Genomic DNA, 19,178 nt, shown 5'->3' on the forward strand with positions numbered 1-19,178 from the left:
TGCCCGTGCCCGACGCGGACCGGCCCGCCCCGCGCCACTCGTGAATCCCCGGCGCGCCCCCGGAAGCACCCCGGCGCCGCCGAGGCGCCCTCACGCACTCCCGGAGAAGCGGACACCTCTTGGGGTGAATGACAATTCACCGCTAAGGTGAATTGTCATTCACCCCTATCTCACGTCTACTTCTGGAGTGCCGATGGCGGCCCTGCGCGAGCGGCTCGCGATACCTGTCCTGGCGTTCGGCGGGATCCTCATGGCCGTCATGCAGACGGTGGTCGTCCCCTTGCTGCCCGACCTGCCCCGGCTGACGGGCGCCTCGGCGGGCGCGGTCTCCTGGATGGTGACGGCGACCCTCCTCGCCGGGGCGGTGCTGACCCCGGTCCTCGGCCGCGCGGGAGACATGTACGGCAAGCGGCGCGTGCTGCTCATGGCCCTCGGGATGATGACGGTCGGCTCGCTGATGTGCGCGCTCACCTCCCACATCGGCGTCCTGATCGTGGCGCGGGCGCTTCAGGGTGCCGCCGCCGCCGTGGTCCCGCTGTCGATCAGCATCCTGCGCGACGAACTGCCGCCCGAGCGCACGGGCTCCGCCGTCGCCCTGATGAGCTCCACCGTCGGCATCGGCGCCGCCCTCGGCCTGCCGCTCGCCGCCCTCTTGGTGCAGTACGCCGACTGGCACGTCATGTTCTGGGCGACGACCGCGCTCGGTGCCTTCGGGACGGCACTGGCCTGGTGGGCGGTGCGCGAGTCGCCCGTACGGGAGCCGGGCCGCTTCGACACCTTGGGCGCGCTGGGTCTGGCCGCCGGACTGGTGTGTCTGCTGCTCGCCGTGTCCCAGGGCGGCACCTGGGGCTGGACCAGCCCCGGGATCCTCGCGCTGTTCGCCGCCTGCGCGGCCGTTCTCGCGCTGTGGTGGCGACAGCAGCTGCGTACCGAACGCCCCCTCGTGGACCTGAAGCTGGCCGCCCGTCCGCGCGTCGCCCTGCCGCACATCGCCGCGCTGCTGACCGGCTTCTCGTTCTACGGCAACTCGCTGGTCACGGCGCAACTGGTGCAGGCGCCGAAGGCCACCGGCTACGGGCTCGGCCTGTCCATCGTGGCGACCGGCCTGTGCCTGCTCCCCGGCGGGGTGACGATGCTGCTGCTGTCGCCCGTCTCGGCGCGCATATCGGCGGCCCGCGGTCCCCGGATCACCCTGGCCCTCGGTACGGCGATCATCGCCTCCGGCTATGTCCTGAGGATCGCCGACAGCCGTGACCTGTGGGCGATCATCCTGGGCGCCACGGTCTGCTCGATCGGTACGACGTTCGCCTACTCCGCCCTGCCCACGCTGATCCTGCGGGCCGTGCCCGCCGGGCAGACCGCGTCCGCCAACGGCGTCAACGTCCTGATGCGGACCATCGGGCAGGCCGTGTGCAGTGCCGCCGTGGCCGCCGTGCTCGTGCACCATACGAGCCTCGTCGCGGGCGCCCCGGTGCCGACCCTGCACGGCTATCTGCTGGCCTTCGCCATGGCGGGTACCGTCGCACTGGTGGCCTGTGCCGCCGCACTGTCGATACCCGCCGACCCCGCCTCCCGCGAGACCCCGCGAACCGGCCGCCCCACCGGCGCACCCCGCGACGAGGCCCTCGAAGGAGCTTGAGCACCGTGACCACCCCGCACTCCGGTCTCACGGCGTCGCCGGCCGCGCCAGGGCCCGGTGAGCAGCCGGCCGCCCCCGCTCCACCGCACCACGATCCCGAAGCCGCGCCCGCCCCGCACCGCGAACCGGAAGCCGCGCCCGCCCCGGACCAGGAGCCGGAAGCCGCGCCCGCCCCCCGCCGTGACGCCGAGGCGAGCAAGGCGGCGATCCTGCGCGCGGCCCGGTATCTGCTGGCCCGGCACGCGCACACGGACATCACGCTCAAGGCGGTCGCCGACCGGGCCGGGGTGAGCGCGCCGCTGATCCTCAAGTACTTCGGCAACAAGGACGCGCTGTTCGCCCGTGTCATGTCCTTCGAGTCCGACGCCGAGGCACTGCTGGACGCGCCGCTGGAGGAGCTCGGGCGGCACATGGTCCGCCACCTCCTCGAAGGCCAGACCCGGCGCGGCGCCGACCCCGTCCTGCGGATCGTCTTCGCCCCGCTCCAGGGGGAGCAGGGCGAGATACTGCGGGCCAACTTCCGCGCCCAGGTCAGCGACCGTCTGGCCGGGCGGCTGAGCGGGCAGGACGCGGGCCTGCGCGCCGAACTCGCCGTGAGCACGCTGCTCGGCCTCGGCGTGATGTACGGGATCGCGCGGGGCTCGCACCTGCGCGCCACCCCGGTCGACGACATCGTCGACCGGTACGCGCCCGCCGTGCAGGCGCAGCTCGCGCCGTGAGCAGGCCGGGCCCGGCGGGAGCGCCCGCGCCGGTCAGTTCACGCCGTCCGGGCGGAACTGGACGCTGATCCGGGGTCCCGCGGCCCGCGCCGTCTTGGGGATCGCGTGTTCCCAGGTGCGCTGGCAGGAGCCGCCCATGACGATGAGGTCGCCGTGGCCCAGCGGGCGCCGGACCGTGTCCCCGCCACCGCGCGGCCGCAGCAGGAGATCACGCGGGGCGCCCACCGACAGGATGGCGACCATCGTGTCCTCGCGGGCGCCCCGGCCGATCCTGTCCCCGTGCCAGGCCACACTGTCGCGCCCGTCCCGGTAGTAGCAGAGCCCGGCGGTGGTGAACGCCTCGCCCAGCTCCTCGGCGTAGTGCGCCGACAGCGCGTCCCGGGCCTCGTCCAGGACCGGGTGCGGCAGCGGATCCTCCGCGCGGAAACAGGCGAGCAGCCGGGGTACGTCCACCACCTGCTCGTACATCCGGCGCCGTTCGGCCCGCCACGGGACCTCGGCGGCGAGGCGGGTGAAGAGCTCGTCGGCCCCGCTCAGCCAGCCGGGCAGCAGGTCGGTCCAGGCGCCGTCGCCCAGCGTCGTGCGCCGCAGCCCGTTCAGGGGGCCGAGGCGGAGTTCGTCGGTCTGGTCGAAGAGTGAGCCCTGGAGATGCGTGGCCATGAGGTCAGCGTACCTCCGTAATCGAATATGTGTTCCATTTAGTCGCTGGGGCGCTGGGGCGCTGGGGCGCTGGGTCGCTGGGTCGCTGAGGGGCCGGTCGGCCGGGGGCGTGGTCACCAGGGGACGGGGCCCGCCGCGTCGAAGAAGCCGCCGGTCGGTCCGTCCGGGCCGATCAGCGCCATGCGCACGATGATCTCGGCGCCCTCCTCCACGGTCTGGATCCCGGTGTTGCCGTTCAGGTCGGTGGCGGTGAAACCCGGCTCCACGGCGTTGACGCGGATCCCGGGGAACGCCTTCGCGTACTGCACGGTGATCGTGTTGACGGCGGTCTTGGACGCCGGATAGGCGACACCGGGGTAGGCGTGGGCCGGACCGGCGGGATCGGTGATCCGGGCCAGCGAGGCCAGGCCGCTGCTGAGGTTCACCACGACCGGGGAGGCCGACCGCTGGAGCAGGGGCAGGAAGGCGTGGAGGACCCGGACGACACCGAACACGTTCGTCTCGAACAGTTCGCGCATCATCCCGGCGGTCACCTCCGCCGCCCCGATCACTCTGTTGCCTTCGCCGCGCCCTTCTATGCCGGCGTTGTTGACCAGGACGTCCAGGCCGCCCTCCGCCTCGATGGTCCTGGCCGCGGCGGCGACGGACGCGTCGTCGGTGACATCGACGACGACCGAGCGCGCCCCGAGGCCGGCTGCCGCGCGCCGTCCGCGCTCCGCGTCCCGGCTGCCCACGTAGACGGTGTGGCCCGCCGCGACGAGCCGGCGGGCGGTTTCGAAGCCGAGGCCCTTGTTCGCTCCGGTGATCAGTGTTGTGGTCATGCGTCCAGAGTCCGGCGGTCCGCCGCCCGCAGCCAGGAGTCCGGTCTTCCTGGGACCGCCGGTACCAGGCGCGCCGGCCCGGGCGGGTGCACAGTGGGTGGCATGGCGAACACGGAGTTCGGGCGGACGGTGCGACGCTGGCGTGACCGGGTCGCGCCGGAGGCCGTCGGGTTGCCCGGCGGCGGGACCCGGCGTGCGGCCGGACTGCGCCGCGAGGAGCTGGCCCTGCTCGCCGGCATCTCGGTCGACTACGTCACCCGCCTCGAACAGGGGCGGGCGGCCCATCCCTCGGAGCAGGTCGTCGAGGCCCTGGGCAGGGCGCTGCGGCTGTCCGGAGCCGAACGGGAGCACCTTTTCCAGGTGGCCGGACTGGTGCCGCCGGGCCGGGGCATGGTGCCGGCCCACATCACCCCCGGCGTCCACCGGCTGCTCGACCGGCTGAGCGGGACGCCCGTGGCGGTGTACGACGCGGCCTGGACCCTGCTGCTGGCCAATCCGCTGTACGCGGCGCTGCTGGGTGATCCGTCCGGGTGGAGCGGCAACGAACGCAACGGTGTGTGGCGCGCCTTCGTCGGCCCCGGCGGCCGGGTGCGGCACACCCCCCGGGAGCGGCGCGCCTTCGAGGCGACGCTCGCCGCCGACCTGCGCGCGACCGCGAGCCGGTACCCGACGGACCGGCGCCTCGGGCAGCTGATCGACGAGCTGTGCGCGAACAGCGTGCGGTTCGCGGAGCTGTGGGAGTCCGGAGCCGTCGCCCGTCACGAGGCCTCCCGCAAGACCATCGACCATCCCCAGGTCGGAGCCGTGACGCTGGACTGCGACGTGCTCAGCGTCGCGGGCAGCGATCTGCGGATCATGGTCTACACGGCCGAGCCCGGTACGGAGGACGCCGAGCGCGTCGCCCTCCTCGGCGTCCTCGGAACGCAGGCCCTCGTCGAGTGACCGCGCGTGACGGCGGCTACGGCACCCGCTGTTCGGCCAGCACTTCGCGGATCACGTGCTCGGCGTTGCCCGCGATGACCGGGTTCGTGACGCGGTAGTACGGGAGTTGGGCGAGGGCCATGGACAGGGCCCAGCCGCGTCCCCGTGCCCATCCGGCGTCGTCGGCGCCGGCCGCGTCCCGGAAGACGGGCCTCGCGGCCGCGGGCAGGAGGTTCCAGGCCGGGATGAAGTCACAGGCCGGATCGCCGGTGCCGAGGGTGCCGAAGTCGAGGACGGCCGCGAGCCGGCCCCCGCGGACCAGGAGGTTCATCGGCATCAGGTCCGAGTGGAGCCATCGCGGCGGTCCCGTCCACGCCGGTGCCGCCAGGGCTTCCTCCCACGCCGCCGTCGCGGCCCCGGTGTCGATGGTGCCGCGGAGGTCGTCGAGCGCCGAGCGCGTCTCGGCGTCCACCGCGGCCAGTGGTGTGCCGCGGTAGGCACGTGGTCCGCCGGGCAGGTCGATCCCGCGCAGGGCGGTGACGAACGCCCCCAGATCGGCGGCGAGTTCCCGTGGGGCGGTCAGGGCATCGGGCACCGGGAGGTCGCCGTCGAGCCAGCGCAGCACGGACCAGTGCCACGGGTAGTCCGCGGCGGGGGTGCCGAGGCCGAGGATCTCGGGGACCGGGAACGGGAGCGCCGGGGCGAGCCGCGGCAGCCACGTGTGTTCCTTGAGCGCGTCGTCGGCGCCGTCCGCGACCCGCGGGAGGCGCACGGCCATGTCGTCGCCGAGACGGTAGAGGGCGTTGACGGTACCGGCCGACTGCACGCGTTTCAGGGGGAGTCGGGCCCACCGGGGGAACTGCCCGGCCAGCAGACGCCGTACGAGCGAATCGTCGATCGGCGTCTCACCTGCGTGCATCGGGGCTGGGGGCAACGGTGGCCTGCTTTCCGCGGGGGAGGCTCTGCTGCCGCCATCCTGTGGCCGGTCCGGGCCGCCGTGCAACGTGTTTGGGGCGGCCAGGCAACCTCCCGGACGCGATCGCCGTCTTGATCGGCAACGGGTGCGTGGCGCGCCGCCCTCCCTGAGGCATCAGTTCACGGACAGGGACCGGCGCACTATAAACGTTGTGTATACAGGCCATGTATACAGTTCGGGTATACATGTCGTGTATACCGAGTGTGCATAGTGGGATCGCCGCACGTCACCGCCTTGAAGGAGTCGAGAACAGCATCACCACCGGGCCGAGCCCGTACGGGGCCGGACGGTGGGCGGACGGAGAGGCACTCATGTACGGCAAAGCCTTCGCCCCGGAATACCAGGGCGCCTTGACCACCCTGTCGGTGAACTCCTCGCTGACCGACGTCCTCGCGGCGGGCACCGAGCAACTGCGCGCCGCCGAGCGTACGGGCGCCCGCGCCGAGGCCGCCCGGTCGGGCCTCGCGGTCGCCGAGGCGCACCGCCGGCTCGGGCAGGTGACGGACGCCGACCGCGCGTGGAAGGCGAGTTACCGCACCGCCCGGGAGGCCGGGGACGGGGCCGCGATGGCGTGGGCGCTGTGGAGCGGCGGCACCCTGGCCCGCCAGCGCGGGGCGTTCCCGCTGGCGTGGCGGCTGCTGCGGCTGGCCGCCGAACTCGGCGGCCGGGTGGGGGATGTGGTCGTGCGCGGCTACTCGCTGGCCGGAATGGCGGAGACCGGCCGCATCCAGGGCGACTACGCGGCCGTGACGGAACTGCACGAGCAGCTGCTGGCCGAGGCCCGCAAGCGCGGCGAGGCCCGGCACACCGTGTGGGCCCTGGAGGGCATCGCCCAGATCCACCGCAACACCGGCGCCTACGACACCGCGTACGCGATGTTCGAGGAGGCGGCCGGGATAGCCGCCCGTGCCGAGGACCGGCGCGGCCACGCCTGGGCGCTGCGGGGACTCGCGGACATCGTCTCCGTGCGCGACGGGGACACGGAGCGCGCGCTGGAGCTGCTGAGCGAGGCCGAGGTCCCCTGCCGCGCGATGAAGCTGTCCGGCGCGCTCGCGTACAACCACAAGATGCGCGGCAACGTCCTCTACCGCGCCGGGCGTTACGAGCAGGCCCGTGATGTGTACGCGGGCGCCCTGGCGGAGTTCGAGGCGATGAGCGAACCGCGCGGCACGGCCCTGTCCCGTCTCGGGCTGGCCAAGTCCCTCGCCCGCCTGGGCCGCGACCGCGCCGAGACCACCGCCGAACTCGACGAGTTGGCCGTGACGCTGGAGGGCATCGGACTGCGGCACGCCCACCGGATGGTCGAACGAGCAAGGACAGAACTCGGGTTGACGACCGGGACCGGCGCGACGGAGGCCACGGGATGACCTCCACCGCCCTCGACCGTTCGACCGCCCCGGCGCTGCCCGCGCCGTCGCCCGCCGCCGCGCAGGTGCTGCGCCGGTGCCGCGAACTCACCGCTCCCGCACTGTCGGAGGCGATCGGCACGCTGCACCCGTGGGTGGCCGAGATGGCACGGTACGCGCTCGGCCGCTGCGAGGTCGGCGGCGCCCCCGCCGACCACGGTCAGGGCAAAGGGGTACGCCAGGCACTGGCCGTCCTCGGGGCGGAGCTCGTCTCCGGCCCGGCCGAGGCCGGTGTGCCGGGGGCTGTCGCGGTGGAGCTCGTGCACGTCTTCTCGCTGCTCCACGACGACATCATGGACGGTGACCCGCTGCGCCGCGGGCGCCCGGCCGTGTGGAAGGCGTACGGCACCGGTCCCGCCGTCCTGGCGGGCGACGCGCTGTTCGCGCTGGCCGTCGAGACCGTCGCCCTCACTCCCCAAGCCGGTTCCGCCGTACGGCAGTTGACCTCCGCACTCGGTGACCTGGTCCGCGGCCAGGCCGATGACCTGCTGTTCGCCGACCGGCCCTGGACCGGGCCGGGCGCGGTCGGGGTACGGGAGTACGAGGTGATGGCCGAGCGCAAGACCGGTGCGCTGCTCGGCTGCGCGCTGGCACTCGGCGCCCGGCTGGCCGGAGCACCGGACCGGACCGTGGCCGTGCTGGACCGCGCCGGCCGCCATCTCGGCGTCGCCTTCCAGATCGCCGACGACGTGCTGGGCATCTGGGGCGATCCGTCGGTCACCGGCAAGCCGGTCCACAGTGACCTGCGGCAGGGGAAGAAGACCCTGCCGGTGCTCGCGGCGCTCGGCGGAGCGGGGTACGGCGAACTCGAAGAACTCCTCTTGGCCCCAGCCGGCCTGGGCGAATCCGGAGTCCGCCGTGCGACGGCCCTCGTCGAGCGCGCCGGGGGCCGCGCGGAGGCCGTGCGCGCGGCGCGCCGCCACCTGGCCATGGCGGACGCGCTCCTCGCCGGGGTGCCGTCGGCCCAGGAGCCCGCGGCGCGACTCCGTACCGTGCTGTCCGCCCTCGCCGACCGCACCGTCTGAGGTCTCCGCGTTCCCGGATCCCGCCTCGCCTCTCAGCCCGCACGCCCCGCCCTGTCCGCTCCGGGGCCGGGTCCGTGCGACATCGGTCACACACGGACGCCGATCGGCCGGGCCGGGCAACCACCCTGTTCCCCCGCACATCTGTCCGACCGGGACCCGACAGCCCCCGTGGTGCCCGACGGCGCCGCGCCGTAAGGCGGTTGGTGATCCTGGCCGCCTTTGTACGAAGGAACTCAGTGCGTAGACCCCACATACGCCGCGTGGCGATCGCCGTCGCCGTGACGACGGCCGCCACGCTCCCCGGTCCCGCCTTCGCCTTCGCGCCGAACGAGCCCGCCCGCGTGGCGACTTCGGCCTCGTCGCCGGTGGCCGCCGCCAGGGCGGCGGCGTTCGCGCACGCCTCGGCCACCGGTGTCACCCGCGGCGACACCCTCCGGGCCAAGGACGTGATGACGGACCCGGACGGAAAGAGCCACGTCCGCTTCGTCCGCACCCACCGGGGCCTCCCGGTCCTCGGTGGCGACATGGTCGTCCACCTCGGCAAACGGGGCGAGTACCTGGGTGTGACCCGGGCCGCCGACCACGTGGTCGAGCCGTCCACCGTCGAGGCGGAGCTGACGCCCGAGCAGGCGGAGCGGAAGGCGGAGGCCGTGGCGAAGGGCGCCGCGGACACCGCCCGGCTCGTCGTGGACGCCCGTGACGGCGCCGCGGCCCTCGCCTACCAGGTGCTCGTCATGGACAGCGACACCACGGAGGCCGGCGGGTCGAGCACGGTCGTCGTGGACGCCCGTACCGGCCGGATCCGCAGCAACACCCCGAACACCGACGAGTTCATATCCCCGTCCCTGGCGGCGACGCTGCGCGAGCGCGGCGAGAGCGTGAGCCCGCGGACCGGCATCGCGGCCGGTGCCGCCACCGCCGGGCCGTCCGGCCTCACGGGCATCGCCGCGGCGGGCCGCTACCCGGCCACGGCCAAGGGGAGCGGGTCCTCCCTGTTCGCCGGCAAGGTGTCCCTGACCACCACCCGCACCGCGCGGACCAGCTATGTGCTCAAGGACCCGACCCGGTGGAACACCGAGACCCGGGACGCCAGGGGCCAGGAACTGGAGTCCTTCGCGCGGGGCAGGGCGTTCACCGACGGCGACAACAAGTGGGGCACGGGTACCACCTCGGCCCGGACGAGTGCCGCGGTCGACGCCCAGTACGGCATCACCCAGACCCTGGACTTCTACAAGAAGACCTTCGGCCGCAAGGGCATCAAGAACAACAGCGCCGGTGCCCGCGGGATGGTCCACTTCGGCAACAAGGTCGGCAACGCCTTCTGGGACTCGTACTGCGGCTGCATGCTGTACGGCGACGGTGACGGCCAGGTGTTCAAGAAGCCGCTCGTCGTCCTCGACGTCACCGGCCACGAGCTGACCCACGGGGTGGTCGACGCGACCGCCGCCCTGGAACCCACCCGCGTCGACGACGACGGCAACCAGTACGGCGAGGCGGGCGCTCTGAACGAGTCGCTCGCCGACGTCTTCGGCTCGAACGTCGAGTTCTCGGCGAACAACCCGAAGAACCCGCCGAACTACCTGGTGGGGGAGAAGCTGGGCCTCGCCCAGAAGTTCCTGCGGCGCCTCGACCGCCCGTCCCTCGACGTGCTGGAGGAGACGATCGACTACTGGTCGCCCGCCGCGTACGACACCGAGGTGCACGCCGGCTCCGGTGTCTCCTCGCACGCGTTCTACCTGCTCGCCGAGGGCAGCGGCCGCAAGACGATCAACGGCGTGACCTACGACTCGCCGACGTACGACGGTTCCCGGGTGACCGGCATCGGCCGCACCAAGGCCACCGCCGTCTTCTACCGGGCACTCACCCGGTACATGGTCTCCACGACCGACTTCCACGACGCGCGCAAGGCCACGCTGAAGGCCGCCGCCGACATGTACGGCGCGAACAGCGCCGAGTACAAGGCGGTGGGCAAGGCCTGGGCCGCCGTCAACGTCACGGCCGCCAACACCCCGGCCGCCCGGCACTGACGACCGGCTCCGGCAGACGGACCGAGGGGCCCCGCCGACCGGCCGGCGGGGCCCCTCGGTCCGTGCGCACGGATCAGTGCTGCTGCGTCTTCTGCGGCGTCGCCTCACTGGGACGTACGACCACGTGGCCCTCGCCCTCCAGCTTGAGCTGCACCGCCTCGCCCGAACCCCCGCGGATCATCGAGCCGATCGACTGCGAGCGGTGCAGCGAGGTGCGCAGATGCGCCGTCCAGCCGACGACCGCGTCGGTGTCGACGAACACCGGCTGCTGCTGGGAGACGGGTATGACGAGCGGGTTGCCCTCGCATATCAGCCCCAGGCTGCCGTGACCGGTGAAGACGCTGTTGAACAGACCGCCGCCGGTGATGCCCGCGCCCTTGACGGTCTTGATCTCGTACGACAGCGAGGCGTCGAAGCACAGGACGTTGCGGCCGTTGACCGTGAACACGTCGCCGGGTTCGATGCCCACGATGAAACAGTTCTGTGCCTCGTGCGCGAACCAGGCCTCGCCCTGCCCGCGGACGGTCATCAGCGGAAGCCCCTCACCCGTGACCGCGCGCTTGAGCATGCCGCCCACGCCCTGGCCCTTGCGCTCGAACTGGAGGCTGCCCCGGTAGGCGACCATCGCGCCCTGGCGCGCGAACATCTCGCCCTGGACCGCGTACTTGATGGACTTCGCGTTCTGGACCGTCATGCCCGCCGCCACGGCCGGCTGCACCATGTGGTCACTGGAAAAGAGATCGCTCTTCATGCGGGCATCCTGTCGCGGAGGGTGAGGCTCCGCCAGAGTCGTGGCGATCTTGGGACGAACGGTGACCGAGTGACGACATGCCGAAGGCCGGTCCGGGTCAACCGGACCGGCCCACGAGGGAGTTGTCAGGCAGCGGGCGCACCGACGTGGCCGTGCAGACGGTTCAGGACCTCGGAGAGCTGCGCCGCGACCTCGGCGTCGTCGACGGGGTGCTTCTCGGCGAAGCGGACCACGGAGCCGGGGACGGAGAGCTTGACGTCCTCCAGCACGGTGCCGCCGGCGATGCCCACGGCCTTGCGGGCCTCGTCCTGCGCCCAGACGCCGCCGAACTGGCCGTACGCGGTGCCGACCACGACGGCCGGCTTGCCGGTGAAGGCGCCCGCGCCGTACGGACGGGACAGCCAGTCGATGGCGTTCTTGAGGACCGCGGGGATGGTGCCGTTGTACTCCGGCGAGAACAGCAGGAAGGCGTCGGCCTCGCCGGCCGCGGCGCGCAGCCGCGCGGCGGCGGCGGGCACGTCGCCCTCGACGTCGATGTCCTCGTTGTAGAAGGGGATCTCGGCCAGGCCCTCGAAGAGCTCGACCTCGGCACCCTCAGGGGCGAGCTTGACGGCCGCCTCGGCGAGCTGACGGTTGTGGGAACCGGCGCGAAGGCTGCCGACGAGAGCGAGGATGCGTACGGACATGGATATCTCCCGGGGGTGGAATCGCTGAAACACTGCCGCAATAAAACGGACCGAAGTCCGCTTAAGGTCTACCACCGAAGCGGACCGCAGTCCAGTTGACCCCGGATGCCGTTACGCTGGCTTCATGTCCCATCCACTTCCGCCGTTTCCGGAGCGACCGGAGTCGCCCGGAGAGCCCGTCCTCATGCAGCTCGGCGCGCCCGAGGAAGCCCCGTTGCGCGCCGACGCCGCCCGCAACCGCGCGCGTCTGCTGGAGGCCGCCGCGCGGCTGGTCGAGGAGCAGGGAGTGGCCAGGCTCACGATGGAAGGCGTCGCCTGTGCGGCGGCGGTGGGCAAGGGGACCGTCTTCCGGCGCTTCGGCGACCGCACCGGCCTGCTGATGGCGCTGCTCGACCACACCGAGCAGCGCTTCCAGACCGCCTTCATCAGCGGTCCGGCCCCGCTCGGCCCCGGCGCGTCACCGGTGGAGCGCCTGCACGCCTTCGGATGCCACGCCCTGCGCCAGACCTCCGAACAGCTCGACCTGTACCTCGCCGCCGAACCCGAGGTCACCCGCCGCTTCACCTCCGCGCCGTTCCGGGTCCGCTTCATGCACGTGTGCATGCTGCTGCGGCAGGCCGGCTCGGGACCGGACACGGACACGGAGCTCGTCGCCCAGACCCTGATGGGATACCTCGACCCCGCGCTGATCGGCCATCTGACCCGCCAGCGCGGTATGCCGCCGGAGCGTCTGGAGGCCGGCTGGCGCGACCTGGTCGACCGGAGCGTCACCCCGCGCTCTGTCTAGCGGTTCCAGCCCGGCCGGGCGGACAATGGGCTCATGGGCCAACGCCTCGAGGACATGAGCGCACCCGCCCGGCTGGCCGGCCCGGACGAGGGCATCAGCGCCCAGGAGCTGGCCCTCGCCGCCCGGAACCACGGACTGCCACTGGAAGCCCTGCGCTACGAGGTCACACCGCCGGGGCTGCACTATGTGCTGACGCACTACGACATCCCGTACGCCGAAGAGGCCTCCTGGCGGCTCGTTCTCGGCGGGCGGGTGCAGCGCCCGCTGCTGCTCGGAGTCGACGAGCTGAAGGCGTATCCCGCGGTGAGGCAGCGGGTGACCATGGAGTGCGCGGGCAACGGGCGCGCTCTGCTGACCCCCCGGCCGGTCAGCCAGCCGTGGCTGGTGGAGGCGGTCGGAACGGCCGAGTGGACGGGTGTGCCGCTGCGCCTGCTGCTCTCCGAGGCCGGGGTCGAGCCGGACGCGGTGGACGTGGTGTTCACCGGAGCCGATCACGGCGTGGAACGCGGGGTCGAGCAGGACTACCAGCGTGCCCTTCCGCTGGACGTGGCCCGCGGCGAAGAGCCCGAGGTCCTGGTGGTCTACGCGATGAACGGAGCCCCGCTGCCGCCGCAGCACGGGCATCCCCTGCGGCTCGTGGTGCCGGGTTGGTACGGCATGGCGCACGTGAAGTGGCTCCGGGACATCACGGTGACGAGCGCGCCGTTCCGGGGTTTCCAGCAGACCGTGGCGTACCGGCTGCGGCAGGAGGCCTCCGACGAGGGCGAGCCGGTCACCCGGATCGCCCCGCGCGCCCTGCTGGTCCCGCCGGGTTTCCCCGACTTCATGTCACGGGAGCGGGCGGTCCCGCCGGGCGTCGTCACCCTGACGGGACGGGCCTGGTCGGGGCGCGCGCCCGTGACCGGCGTCGAGGTCAGCACGGACGAGGGGCGCTCCTGGCACCCGGCGCGGCTGGACCCGCCGAACGCCGACCGGTGGGCCTGGCGCGCGTGGAGCTTCACGTGGACGGCGACCCCCGGCCGTCATGTCCTCAGTGCGCGCGCCACCGATGCCGAAGGCCACACACAGCCGGTCGAACAGCCGTGGAACCGCGGGGGCTTCGTGAACAACCTGGTCCAGCGGGTCCCCGTGCACTGTCTGGATCCCGGCGACGACGGACGAGGCCGCTGACGGCGCCCCGCGCCCGAGGCGGTCCGGGCGACGGGGTCCGGGGACGGGCACGAGGACGGGGGCGGGGACGGTTCCCGCCCGGGACCCACCCCCGCTCCCGCCCCCGCGACGCGGCGTCGGTCAGCTGAACGGGTCCAGCGTGACGAACGCCTGCTGCGGATTGCCGTCGTTGACGAGGGACTCGTGGTTCCCGACGTCGTCGAACGCGAACGCGTAAGCCTTGCCGTCGGCCATCTGCGCGTGGATGGCCCGGGCGTACTGGTTGGTCACCGCGTCCGCGTAGAAGTTCGCGGACGAGGTGTCCGGCTGGTTGGGGTTGGTCAGCAGTGTGGTGCGGTTGAACCCCGCGCACAGCGTGCGTGAAATGGGCCCGCGTACCAGGTCGTTGGGCGCGTCGAGCCGCTTGTAGCAGCCGAAGACACTGTCCGAGTCCGGCTTCTGGAAGCTGGTGACGACCGCTCCGGAACTGTTGGTGAAGTTCATGACGCCACCGGAGACCCGGCCGAAGTATTTGGTGTTCGGCTGGTTGCCGAAGGGCGTCACCGTCAGCGTCGACGAACCGTACTTCTGCCAGACGCGGTTGATGTAGTCGTCCATGACGCCGGCCGGGAGCGCGCCCGCCTCGATGCCGTGCCCCGGGGCGAGCGCCCGCAGCACCGTGCCGTCGGACCGGGTCTGGACGAGGTTCGCCCAGCCGCCCGGCCGACTGCGCAGCGCGTTGAAGAAGCCGTTGTAGCCGCCGGCCTTGAGGTGCCCGGTGCTCTTCGTGGTCCCGTCGGCGAGCTTGACCCCGACGGCGTACGGGGCGGAGAACATGTCGACCTGGGTGCTGTTGATCCACAGACCGGAGTCGTTGAGCGTGTACTCGGACCAGTTGAAGAGGATGTTGCGGTTCGGGTCGCTCGGATTCTGGACGGCCGGCTGCACGAGACCGCCGGTCGTCACCCGGAAGTCGAGCTTCTGCCCGAAGGAGAAGTAGAGCCGCCCGGAGAACTTGGGGAGCCGGATCGTCTTCGACTGACCGTTGGCCGGTCCCGTGATCGACGCGTCGGGCGCGGGCGTCGGCGGGTTGCCGCCCACGGGCCACGCGTGGAAGGTGCCGTTCGCGTCGGCCCAGCCCTGCCGTCCGGTCGAGAGCTCGGTGCCGAGGTCGTAGATGTAGACCTGGTCACCGCGGCCGGAGTTGTTGGTGAAGGTGAGGGGGATGGTCGCCGGTACCGCGGCTTCGGCGCGGGAGGGCGCGCCGAAGCCGAGCAGTGCCGTGGCGAGTGTGGTGCAGGCCAGCGCCCAGGCGGGCCATCTCATGTGTACGCGCACTCTCTGCCTCCTTGATGTGGGGGTTCAGCGAGGTGGATGCACGCGGACGCGGCTCGTCCGCTTCCTTTTGAGAGCGCTCTCAGAATCCTGCCGGGCGGCAGACGTGTCAACGATTCGCGCAGCATTGGTCCGGTCCAACTCGCCTCGTGGTGGCGCGGGTTGAGCGCACGCGAGGGGTTGACCCCCGGGGGTGGACACTGGTTCAGTGGCTCATCCACTCAGCCACTTGCCCAAAGGGGGAAACGTGGAGGCTCTGCCCCGCGAGACCATCGTGGACGTCCTGGAGGACCGGCTGCGGACGGACATACTCGACGGCCTTCATCCGGCGGGGAGTTACCTTCCCCCCGAGCGGCGGCTGGCCGACGGGTACGGCGTCACGCGCACCACGCTCAAGCACGCCTTCGGGCGGCTCGCGCAGGCCGGACTGCTGGAGACCCGGCACGGAGTGGGCACCCGGGTGCGGGACTACGCCCGGCTCGGCGGGGCGGATCTCCTGCCCATGCTCGTACGGCACGACGCCGGCTGGGTGCGCGAGGTGTTCGAGGTGCGGCGCGGGGTGGGCGCGCTGATCGCCGAGCGGGCCGCCGAGCGTGGCACCCGCCCCCAACGGGCCGAACTCGGCGCGTTGCTCGCGGCCGTACGGCGGGCCGAGGGCGCCGACGCGGTCCAGCTGGCCGACGTCGAGGTGCACCGCGCGCTGGCCCGCGCCACGGGCAACCGCGTGTACGTCCTGCTCACGAACACCCTCTTCAACGCCTACCTGCCGGTCCGTTCCCTGCTCAAGGGGCCCTTCACCGACCCGGAGGCCGCCCACGAGAGGCTCGCACCCCTCGTGGAGGCCGTCACCGCAGGGGATGCCCGGCGAGCGCACGAGGCGGCCGACACCTATCTGCGGGCCACCGAACGCATCATGCTGGACGGCCTCAAGTGAGGGGCACGCGGTTCACGGAGACGATGCTCGGCACCGTCCGCCTCGACGGCGAACCGGACCACCGGCGCATCCGGCTCGACCTGCGCGCCGTCGCCGACCAGGTCCTGCTCCCGCACCGGACCACCCCGGCCCGCCTGACCGGCCGGGTACGCATCGCCGGGCACACCGACGACCCGCTCGCCGAAGGCGAGTTGGAGGTGTCGCCGATCGCCCGGCGGCGCATTCGCTACCGGCTCACCTTCACCGCGGACGGGCGCCGCCTCACCCTGGACGGCTGGAAGTCGGTGACACCCCGCCGTCCCCTCACCTCCATGACCGTGCTGCCGTTCACCGTCCACGAGGGCCCGGCGCGGGTGGGCGAGGGCGTCCTGCGCTTTCCCCTGGCCACCGGCCTTCTCCCCTTCCTGCTCGGATTCCGCTTCCCGCGCCGCGAGGACCCCGCGGAACACGCGGCCCCGCGATGGAACGGCACCCCGGGCCGCACGGAGGTCTGGTACACCACCCTCACCGACCCGGCGACCGGTACCGGGGTCTGGCTGCACCACGAACTCACCGCACCCGCCGACGGATCCGAGCCGTTCGCCCACGGCTGGGCCGCGGTGTTCCCCCGCGAGGGCGAGGTGCGGCACGCCCGCTTCGGACCCGTCCCCTGGACCCGGCCGGCCGACGGATTCGCGACCGAGGACGTCACCAGCGGTGGTGGACAACTCATCGGCAGCGCGGGCGACTTCCGCTGGAGACTCCTCGAACAGCCCCAGGGAACACCACTGTTCACCTTCCCCCGCTGGTCCTGGCGCCGCCCCGTGCTGCCCGCGGCCCAGATGCTGCCGGCCGCCCGCGCCACGTACGAGGGCGAATTCTCGTACGGGGACACGACCTTGGACCTGCGCGCCGCACCCGGAGCCTCGGCCCGGATCTACGGGCACGGCAACGCGCACCGCTGGACCTGGCTGCACGCGGACCTCGGCGACGGAGACGTCCTGGAGATCGTCGCCGCCGTGTCCACCCGGCCCGCCCTGCGCCGGCTGCCCCCGCTCGTCTTCCTGCGCCTGCGCCGGGACGGCCGCACCTGGCCACGGCGACCGGAGCGCTCGGCCATCGGCCAGGCGGGACTCGGCCGCTTCCGGGCCGCCATCGGCCTGCCCGAGTGGACGGTCACCGGCCGCACGGCCCTGCGCCGCATCCGCGTCGAGGTGCGCCAGCCCCCGGAACGGACCCTCACCCTCGAATACCGCGACCCGGACGGCGCCCGCGCCGTCTGCCGCAACAGCGAGTCCGCCGACGCCCGAGTCGTCCTGGAACGCTGGTGGGGCCACTGGCGCCCGGAAGCCACCTGGGAACTCGACGGCACCGCCCACGCCGAGGCGGGCGAACGGTGACCGCCGACGGGCTCGTCGCCGCGCTGCTCGCCGACGAGGGCGGCCCCGCATGGCCCGCCCGTGTGCCGCACCGCCTCGATTCCGTGCTCGCGGCGCTTCCCCGGCCCGCCCGCGCCGCGGTACACGCCGCCGTCGCCGCCGTGGAGTCGTACACCCTCGTACGCACCGGCAGGCCTCTGGCGGCGCTTCGCCCCGAAGAACGCGAGGACGTACTCCGCTCGCTGGCCCGGCGACCCCGGCTCGCCCCGCTCCTCGACCTCCTCAAGGTTCCCGTCCTGCTGGCCGCGGGCACCGAACGGACACAGGCCCGGCCCGCCCCCGGGGCCGTCCCCCAGGATCCGCCCCTCGACTGCACACCGGCCGAGGAATGGCCCGCCCGCACCACCGCCGACGCGGTCGTCGTCGGCTCCGGCGCGGGCGGCGCCATGGCCGCACGGACCCTCGCACGCGCCGGGCTGGACGTCGTCGTCCTGGAGGAGGGCCGGCACCACCCGACGGCCTCCTTCGGCCGCCGGGCGCCCCTCGACCGGTTCACCGAGCTGTACCGGGACGGCGGCGCCACGGTGGCCCTCGGCAGGCCGCCCGTCCTGCTGCCCGTCGGCCGCGCCGTCGGCGGTACCACCGTGGTCAACTCCGGCACCTGCTACCGCACACCGGACCACGTACAAGAGCGCTGGCGGAGCGTGTTCGGGTTCGCGCTCGCCGACCGCCTCGGCCCCTTCCTCGACGAGGCCGAGCGCACCCTGCGCGTGGCACCCCAGCCCCTCGACGTCCTCGGCGACAACGGGCTGCTCACCCTCACCGGCGCCGAACGCCTCGGCTGGCGGGCCGCCCCGCTGCGCCGCAACGCCCCCGGCTGCAAGGGCTCCTGCCAGTGCGTCGTCGGCTGCCCCACCGGAGCCAAGCAGAGCGTGCAGCTGTCCGTCCTGCCCGACGCCTGCGCCGCCGGCGCCCGGATCGTCGCCGGCGCGCGGGTCCACCGCATCCTGCTGGACCACGACGTTCCCGGCCCGCCACGCGCCGCCGGAGTCCGGGCGCGCCGCCCCGACGGCGGCGAACTGGAGATCCTCAGCCCCCTCGTCGTGACGGCCGCCGGCACCCTCCAGACCCCGCCCCTGCTGCGCCGCTCGGGCCTCGGCGGACATCCCCGCCTGGGCCGCAACCTCAGCGTGCACCCGGCCACCAGCGTCGCCGGACGCTTCACCGAACCGGTGACGGCCTGGCGGGGCGTCCTCCAGAGCGTCGGGGTCGAGGAACTCCACGCACAGGGGATCCTCATAGAGGCGACCGCGAGCCCACCCGGCATGACCAGCTTCGTCCTGCCCGGCCTCGGCCGGGAACTGCGGTGCGAACTGGAGGGATCGGACCATCTGGCGACCCTCGGCGCCATGATCGCCGACCGTCCCTCGGGGCAGGTCAGGGGCCGGGACCGCACGCTCGTCCGCTACGACCTCGACCCCCGCGACGGCGACCGCCTGATGACCGCCGTACGCGCCATGGGCCGCCTGCTCTTCGCCGCCGGGGCGACGGAGGTCCTCACCGGAATCCCCCGCGCGCCCCGCGCCCGCTCGCTCGACGCGCTCGACGAGCTGCTCACCTCGGCCGGGGCCCGTGATCTGCACGTGTCGGCGTTCCACCCGACCGGCACCGCGGCCGCGGGCGACGATCCGCAGCGGGCACCCGCCGACCCCGAGGGCAGGCTCCGCGGTGTCCACGGGGTCCTCGTCGCCGACGGTTCCGTCCTCCCGTCCTGCCCGGAGGTCAACCCGCAACTCAGCATCATGGCGGCGGCCCTGGCGGTCTCGGACGCGTGGCTCGACGGAGCACGGCACGGGGGCTGAACCGTCGTGCGCCACCCCAATGGGCCCCCGTGGTTCGCCGTGGCCGGGCGTGGCGCGGAGCATGAGGGGAGTCCGTACGGCAGGAAGAGGACGAGCCCCCGTGCCCCGTACGGCAGGAAGAG

Annotated in this window: 17 protein-coding genes; 11 read left to right on the forward strand and 6 right to left on the reverse strand. The window is 73.1% G+C overall.

Going from position 1 to position 19,178, the window contains the following annotated elements:
- The first annotated feature begins 193 nt into the window (after positions 1 to 193).
- Positions 194 to 1,639 (forward strand): MFS transporter, encoded by a 1,446-nt coding sequence (locus ACFYW9_RS31555; RefSeq protein ID WP_351871381.1) that lies wholly within the window; start codon positions 194 to 196, stop codon positions 1,637 to 1,639.
- Positions 1,640 to 1,845: 206 nt separating this feature from the next.
- The gene (locus ACFYW9_RS31560) at positions 1,846 to 2,358 is read left to right on the forward strand and encodes a TetR family transcriptional regulator (RefSeq protein WP_389157617.1); all 513 of its coding nucleotides are present in this window, start codon (positions 1,846 to 1,848) and stop codon (positions 2,356 to 2,358) included.
- A gap of 33 nt (positions 2,359 to 2,391) precedes the next feature.
- On the opposite strand, the gene ACFYW9_RS31565 is transcribed toward ACFYW9_RS31560, so the two are convergent.
- Both ACFYW9_RS31565 and ACFYW9_RS31570 read right to left on the reverse strand, forming a co-directional pair.
- Positions 2,392 to 3,018 (reverse strand): alpha-ketoglutarate-dependent dioxygenase AlkB, encoded by a 627-nt coding sequence (locus tag ACFYW9_RS31565; protein ID WP_351871293.1) that lies wholly within the window; start codon positions 3,016 to 3,018, stop codon positions 2,392 to 2,394.
- A gap of 113 nt (positions 3,019 to 3,131) precedes the next feature.
- Positions 3,132 to 3,839 (reverse strand): SDR family NAD(P)-dependent oxidoreductase, encoded by a 708-nt coding sequence (locus ACFYW9_RS31570; protein WP_351871296.1) that lies wholly within the window; start codon positions 3,837 to 3,839, stop codon positions 3,132 to 3,134.
- 102 nt (positions 3,840 to 3,941) lie between these two features.
- Here ACFYW9_RS31570 and ACFYW9_RS31575 point away from each other — a divergent pair, with 102 nt between their 5' ends.
- Positions 3,942 to 4,781 (forward strand): helix-turn-helix transcriptional regulator, encoded by an 840-nt coding sequence (locus ACFYW9_RS31575; RefSeq protein WP_389157530.1) that lies wholly within the window; start codon positions 3,942 to 3,944, stop codon positions 4,779 to 4,781.
- Positions 4,782 to 4,797: 16 nt separating this feature from the next.
- Here the strand turns inward: ACFYW9_RS31575 and ACFYW9_RS31580 are convergent, their stop codons facing one another.
- A complete protein-coding gene (locus ACFYW9_RS31580) occupies positions 4,798 to 5,679 on the reverse strand; it encodes an aminoglycoside phosphotransferase family protein (RefSeq protein ID WP_389157533.1) in 882 nt (293 codons plus the stop codon).
- Positions 5,680 to 6,047: 368 nt separating this feature from the next.
- Between ACFYW9_RS31580 and ACFYW9_RS31585 the strand changes: the two genes are divergently transcribed.
- The 3 genes from ACFYW9_RS31585 to ACFYW9_RS31595 all read left to right on the forward strand — a co-directional run bounded on the left by ACFYW9_RS31585 (position 6,048) and on the right by ACFYW9_RS31595 (position 10,194).
- Positions 6,048 to 7,103 carry a tetratricopeptide repeat protein gene (locus ACFYW9_RS31585; protein WP_389157536.1) on the forward strand — a complete coding sequence of 352 codons (1,056 nt, stop codon included), beginning with the start codon at positions 6,048 to 6,050 and terminating at the stop codon, positions 7,101 to 7,103.
- Complete coding sequence (locus tag ACFYW9_RS31590; RefSeq protein ID WP_389157539.1) at positions 7,100 to 8,167, forward strand: polyprenyl synthetase family protein; 1,068 nt, start codon at positions 7,100 to 7,102, stop codon at positions 8,165 to 8,167. The genes ACFYW9_RS31585 and ACFYW9_RS31590 overlap by 4 nt, the downstream gene beginning before the upstream one ends.
- A 236-nt stretch (positions 8,168 to 8,403) precedes the next feature.
- The gene (locus tag ACFYW9_RS31595) at positions 8,404 to 10,194 is read left to right on the forward strand and encodes a M4 family metallopeptidase (RefSeq protein WP_389157543.1); all 1,791 of its coding nucleotides are present in this window, start codon (positions 8,404 to 8,406) and stop codon (positions 10,192 to 10,194) included.
- A 73-nt stretch (positions 10,195 to 10,267) separates the two neighbouring features.
- Here ACFYW9_RS31595 and ACFYW9_RS31600 read toward each other — a convergent pair whose 3' ends face one another.
- Together ACFYW9_RS31600 and ACFYW9_RS31605 are read right to left on the reverse strand one after the other, a co-directional pair.
- Positions 10,268 to 10,945 (reverse strand): AIM24 family protein, encoded by a 678-nt coding sequence (locus ACFYW9_RS31600; protein WP_351871309.1) that lies wholly within the window; start codon positions 10,943 to 10,945, stop codon positions 10,268 to 10,270.
- Positions 10,946 to 11,070: 125 nt separating this feature from the next.
- Positions 11,071 to 11,631, reverse strand: a complete 561-nt coding sequence (locus tag ACFYW9_RS31605; RefSeq protein WP_389157547.1) for an NAD(P)H-dependent oxidoreductase — start codon at positions 11,629 to 11,631, stop codon at positions 11,071 to 11,073.
- Positions 11,632 to 11,755: 124 nt separating this feature from the next.
- On the opposite strand from ACFYW9_RS31605, the gene ACFYW9_RS31610 reads away from it, so the two are divergent.
- Entirely contained in the window at positions 11,756 to 12,418 is a 663-nt protein-coding gene (locus ACFYW9_RS31610; RefSeq protein WP_389157550.1) for a TetR/AcrR family transcriptional regulator, read from the forward strand.
- A gap of 33 nt (positions 12,419 to 12,451) precedes the next feature.
- On the forward strand, positions 12,452 to 13,588 hold the full coding sequence (locus ACFYW9_RS31615) for a sulfite oxidase (RefSeq protein WP_389157553.1): 1,137 nt from the start codon (positions 12,452 to 12,454) through the stop codon (positions 13,586 to 13,588).
- A 120-nt stretch (positions 13,589 to 13,708) separates the two neighbouring features.
- On the opposite strand, the gene ACFYW9_RS31620 is transcribed toward ACFYW9_RS31615, so the two are convergent.
- Positions 13,709 to 14,893: a glycoside hydrolase family 64 protein gene (locus ACFYW9_RS31620; RefSeq protein WP_389157620.1), complete on the reverse strand. Its 1,185-nt coding sequence runs from the start codon at positions 14,891 to 14,893 to the stop codon at positions 13,709 to 13,711.
- Positions 14,894 to 15,149: 256 nt separating this feature from the next.
- Here ACFYW9_RS31620 and ACFYW9_RS31625 point away from each other — a divergent pair, with 256 nt between their 5' ends.
- The 3 genes from ACFYW9_RS31625 to ACFYW9_RS31635 are packed head-to-tail and all read left to right on the forward strand — an operon-like array spanning position 15,150 to position 19,056.
- Positions 15,150 to 15,836, forward strand: a complete 687-nt coding sequence (locus ACFYW9_RS31625; protein WP_389157557.1) for a FadR/GntR family transcriptional regulator — start codon at positions 15,150 to 15,152, stop codon at positions 15,834 to 15,836.
- Entirely contained in the window at positions 15,833 to 17,215 is a 1,383-nt protein-coding gene (locus ACFYW9_RS31630) for a hypothetical protein (RefSeq protein ID WP_389157560.1), read from the forward strand. The genes ACFYW9_RS31625 and ACFYW9_RS31630 overlap by 4 nt, the downstream gene beginning before the upstream one ends.
- Positions 17,212 to 19,056 carry a GMC family oxidoreductase N-terminal domain-containing protein gene (locus tag ACFYW9_RS31635; RefSeq protein ID WP_389157563.1) on the forward strand — a complete coding sequence of 615 codons (1,845 nt, stop codon included), beginning with the start codon at positions 17,212 to 17,214 and terminating at the stop codon, positions 19,054 to 19,056. Before ACFYW9_RS31630 ends, ACFYW9_RS31635 begins: the two co-directional genes overlap by 4 nt.
- Positions 19,057 to 19,178 lie beyond the last annotated feature (122 nt).

The sequence above is a fragment of the Streptomyces sp. NPDC002698 genome (assembly GCF_042888945.1).
GTDB lineage: Bacteria > Actinomycetota > Actinomycetes > Streptomycetales > Streptomycetaceae > Streptomyces.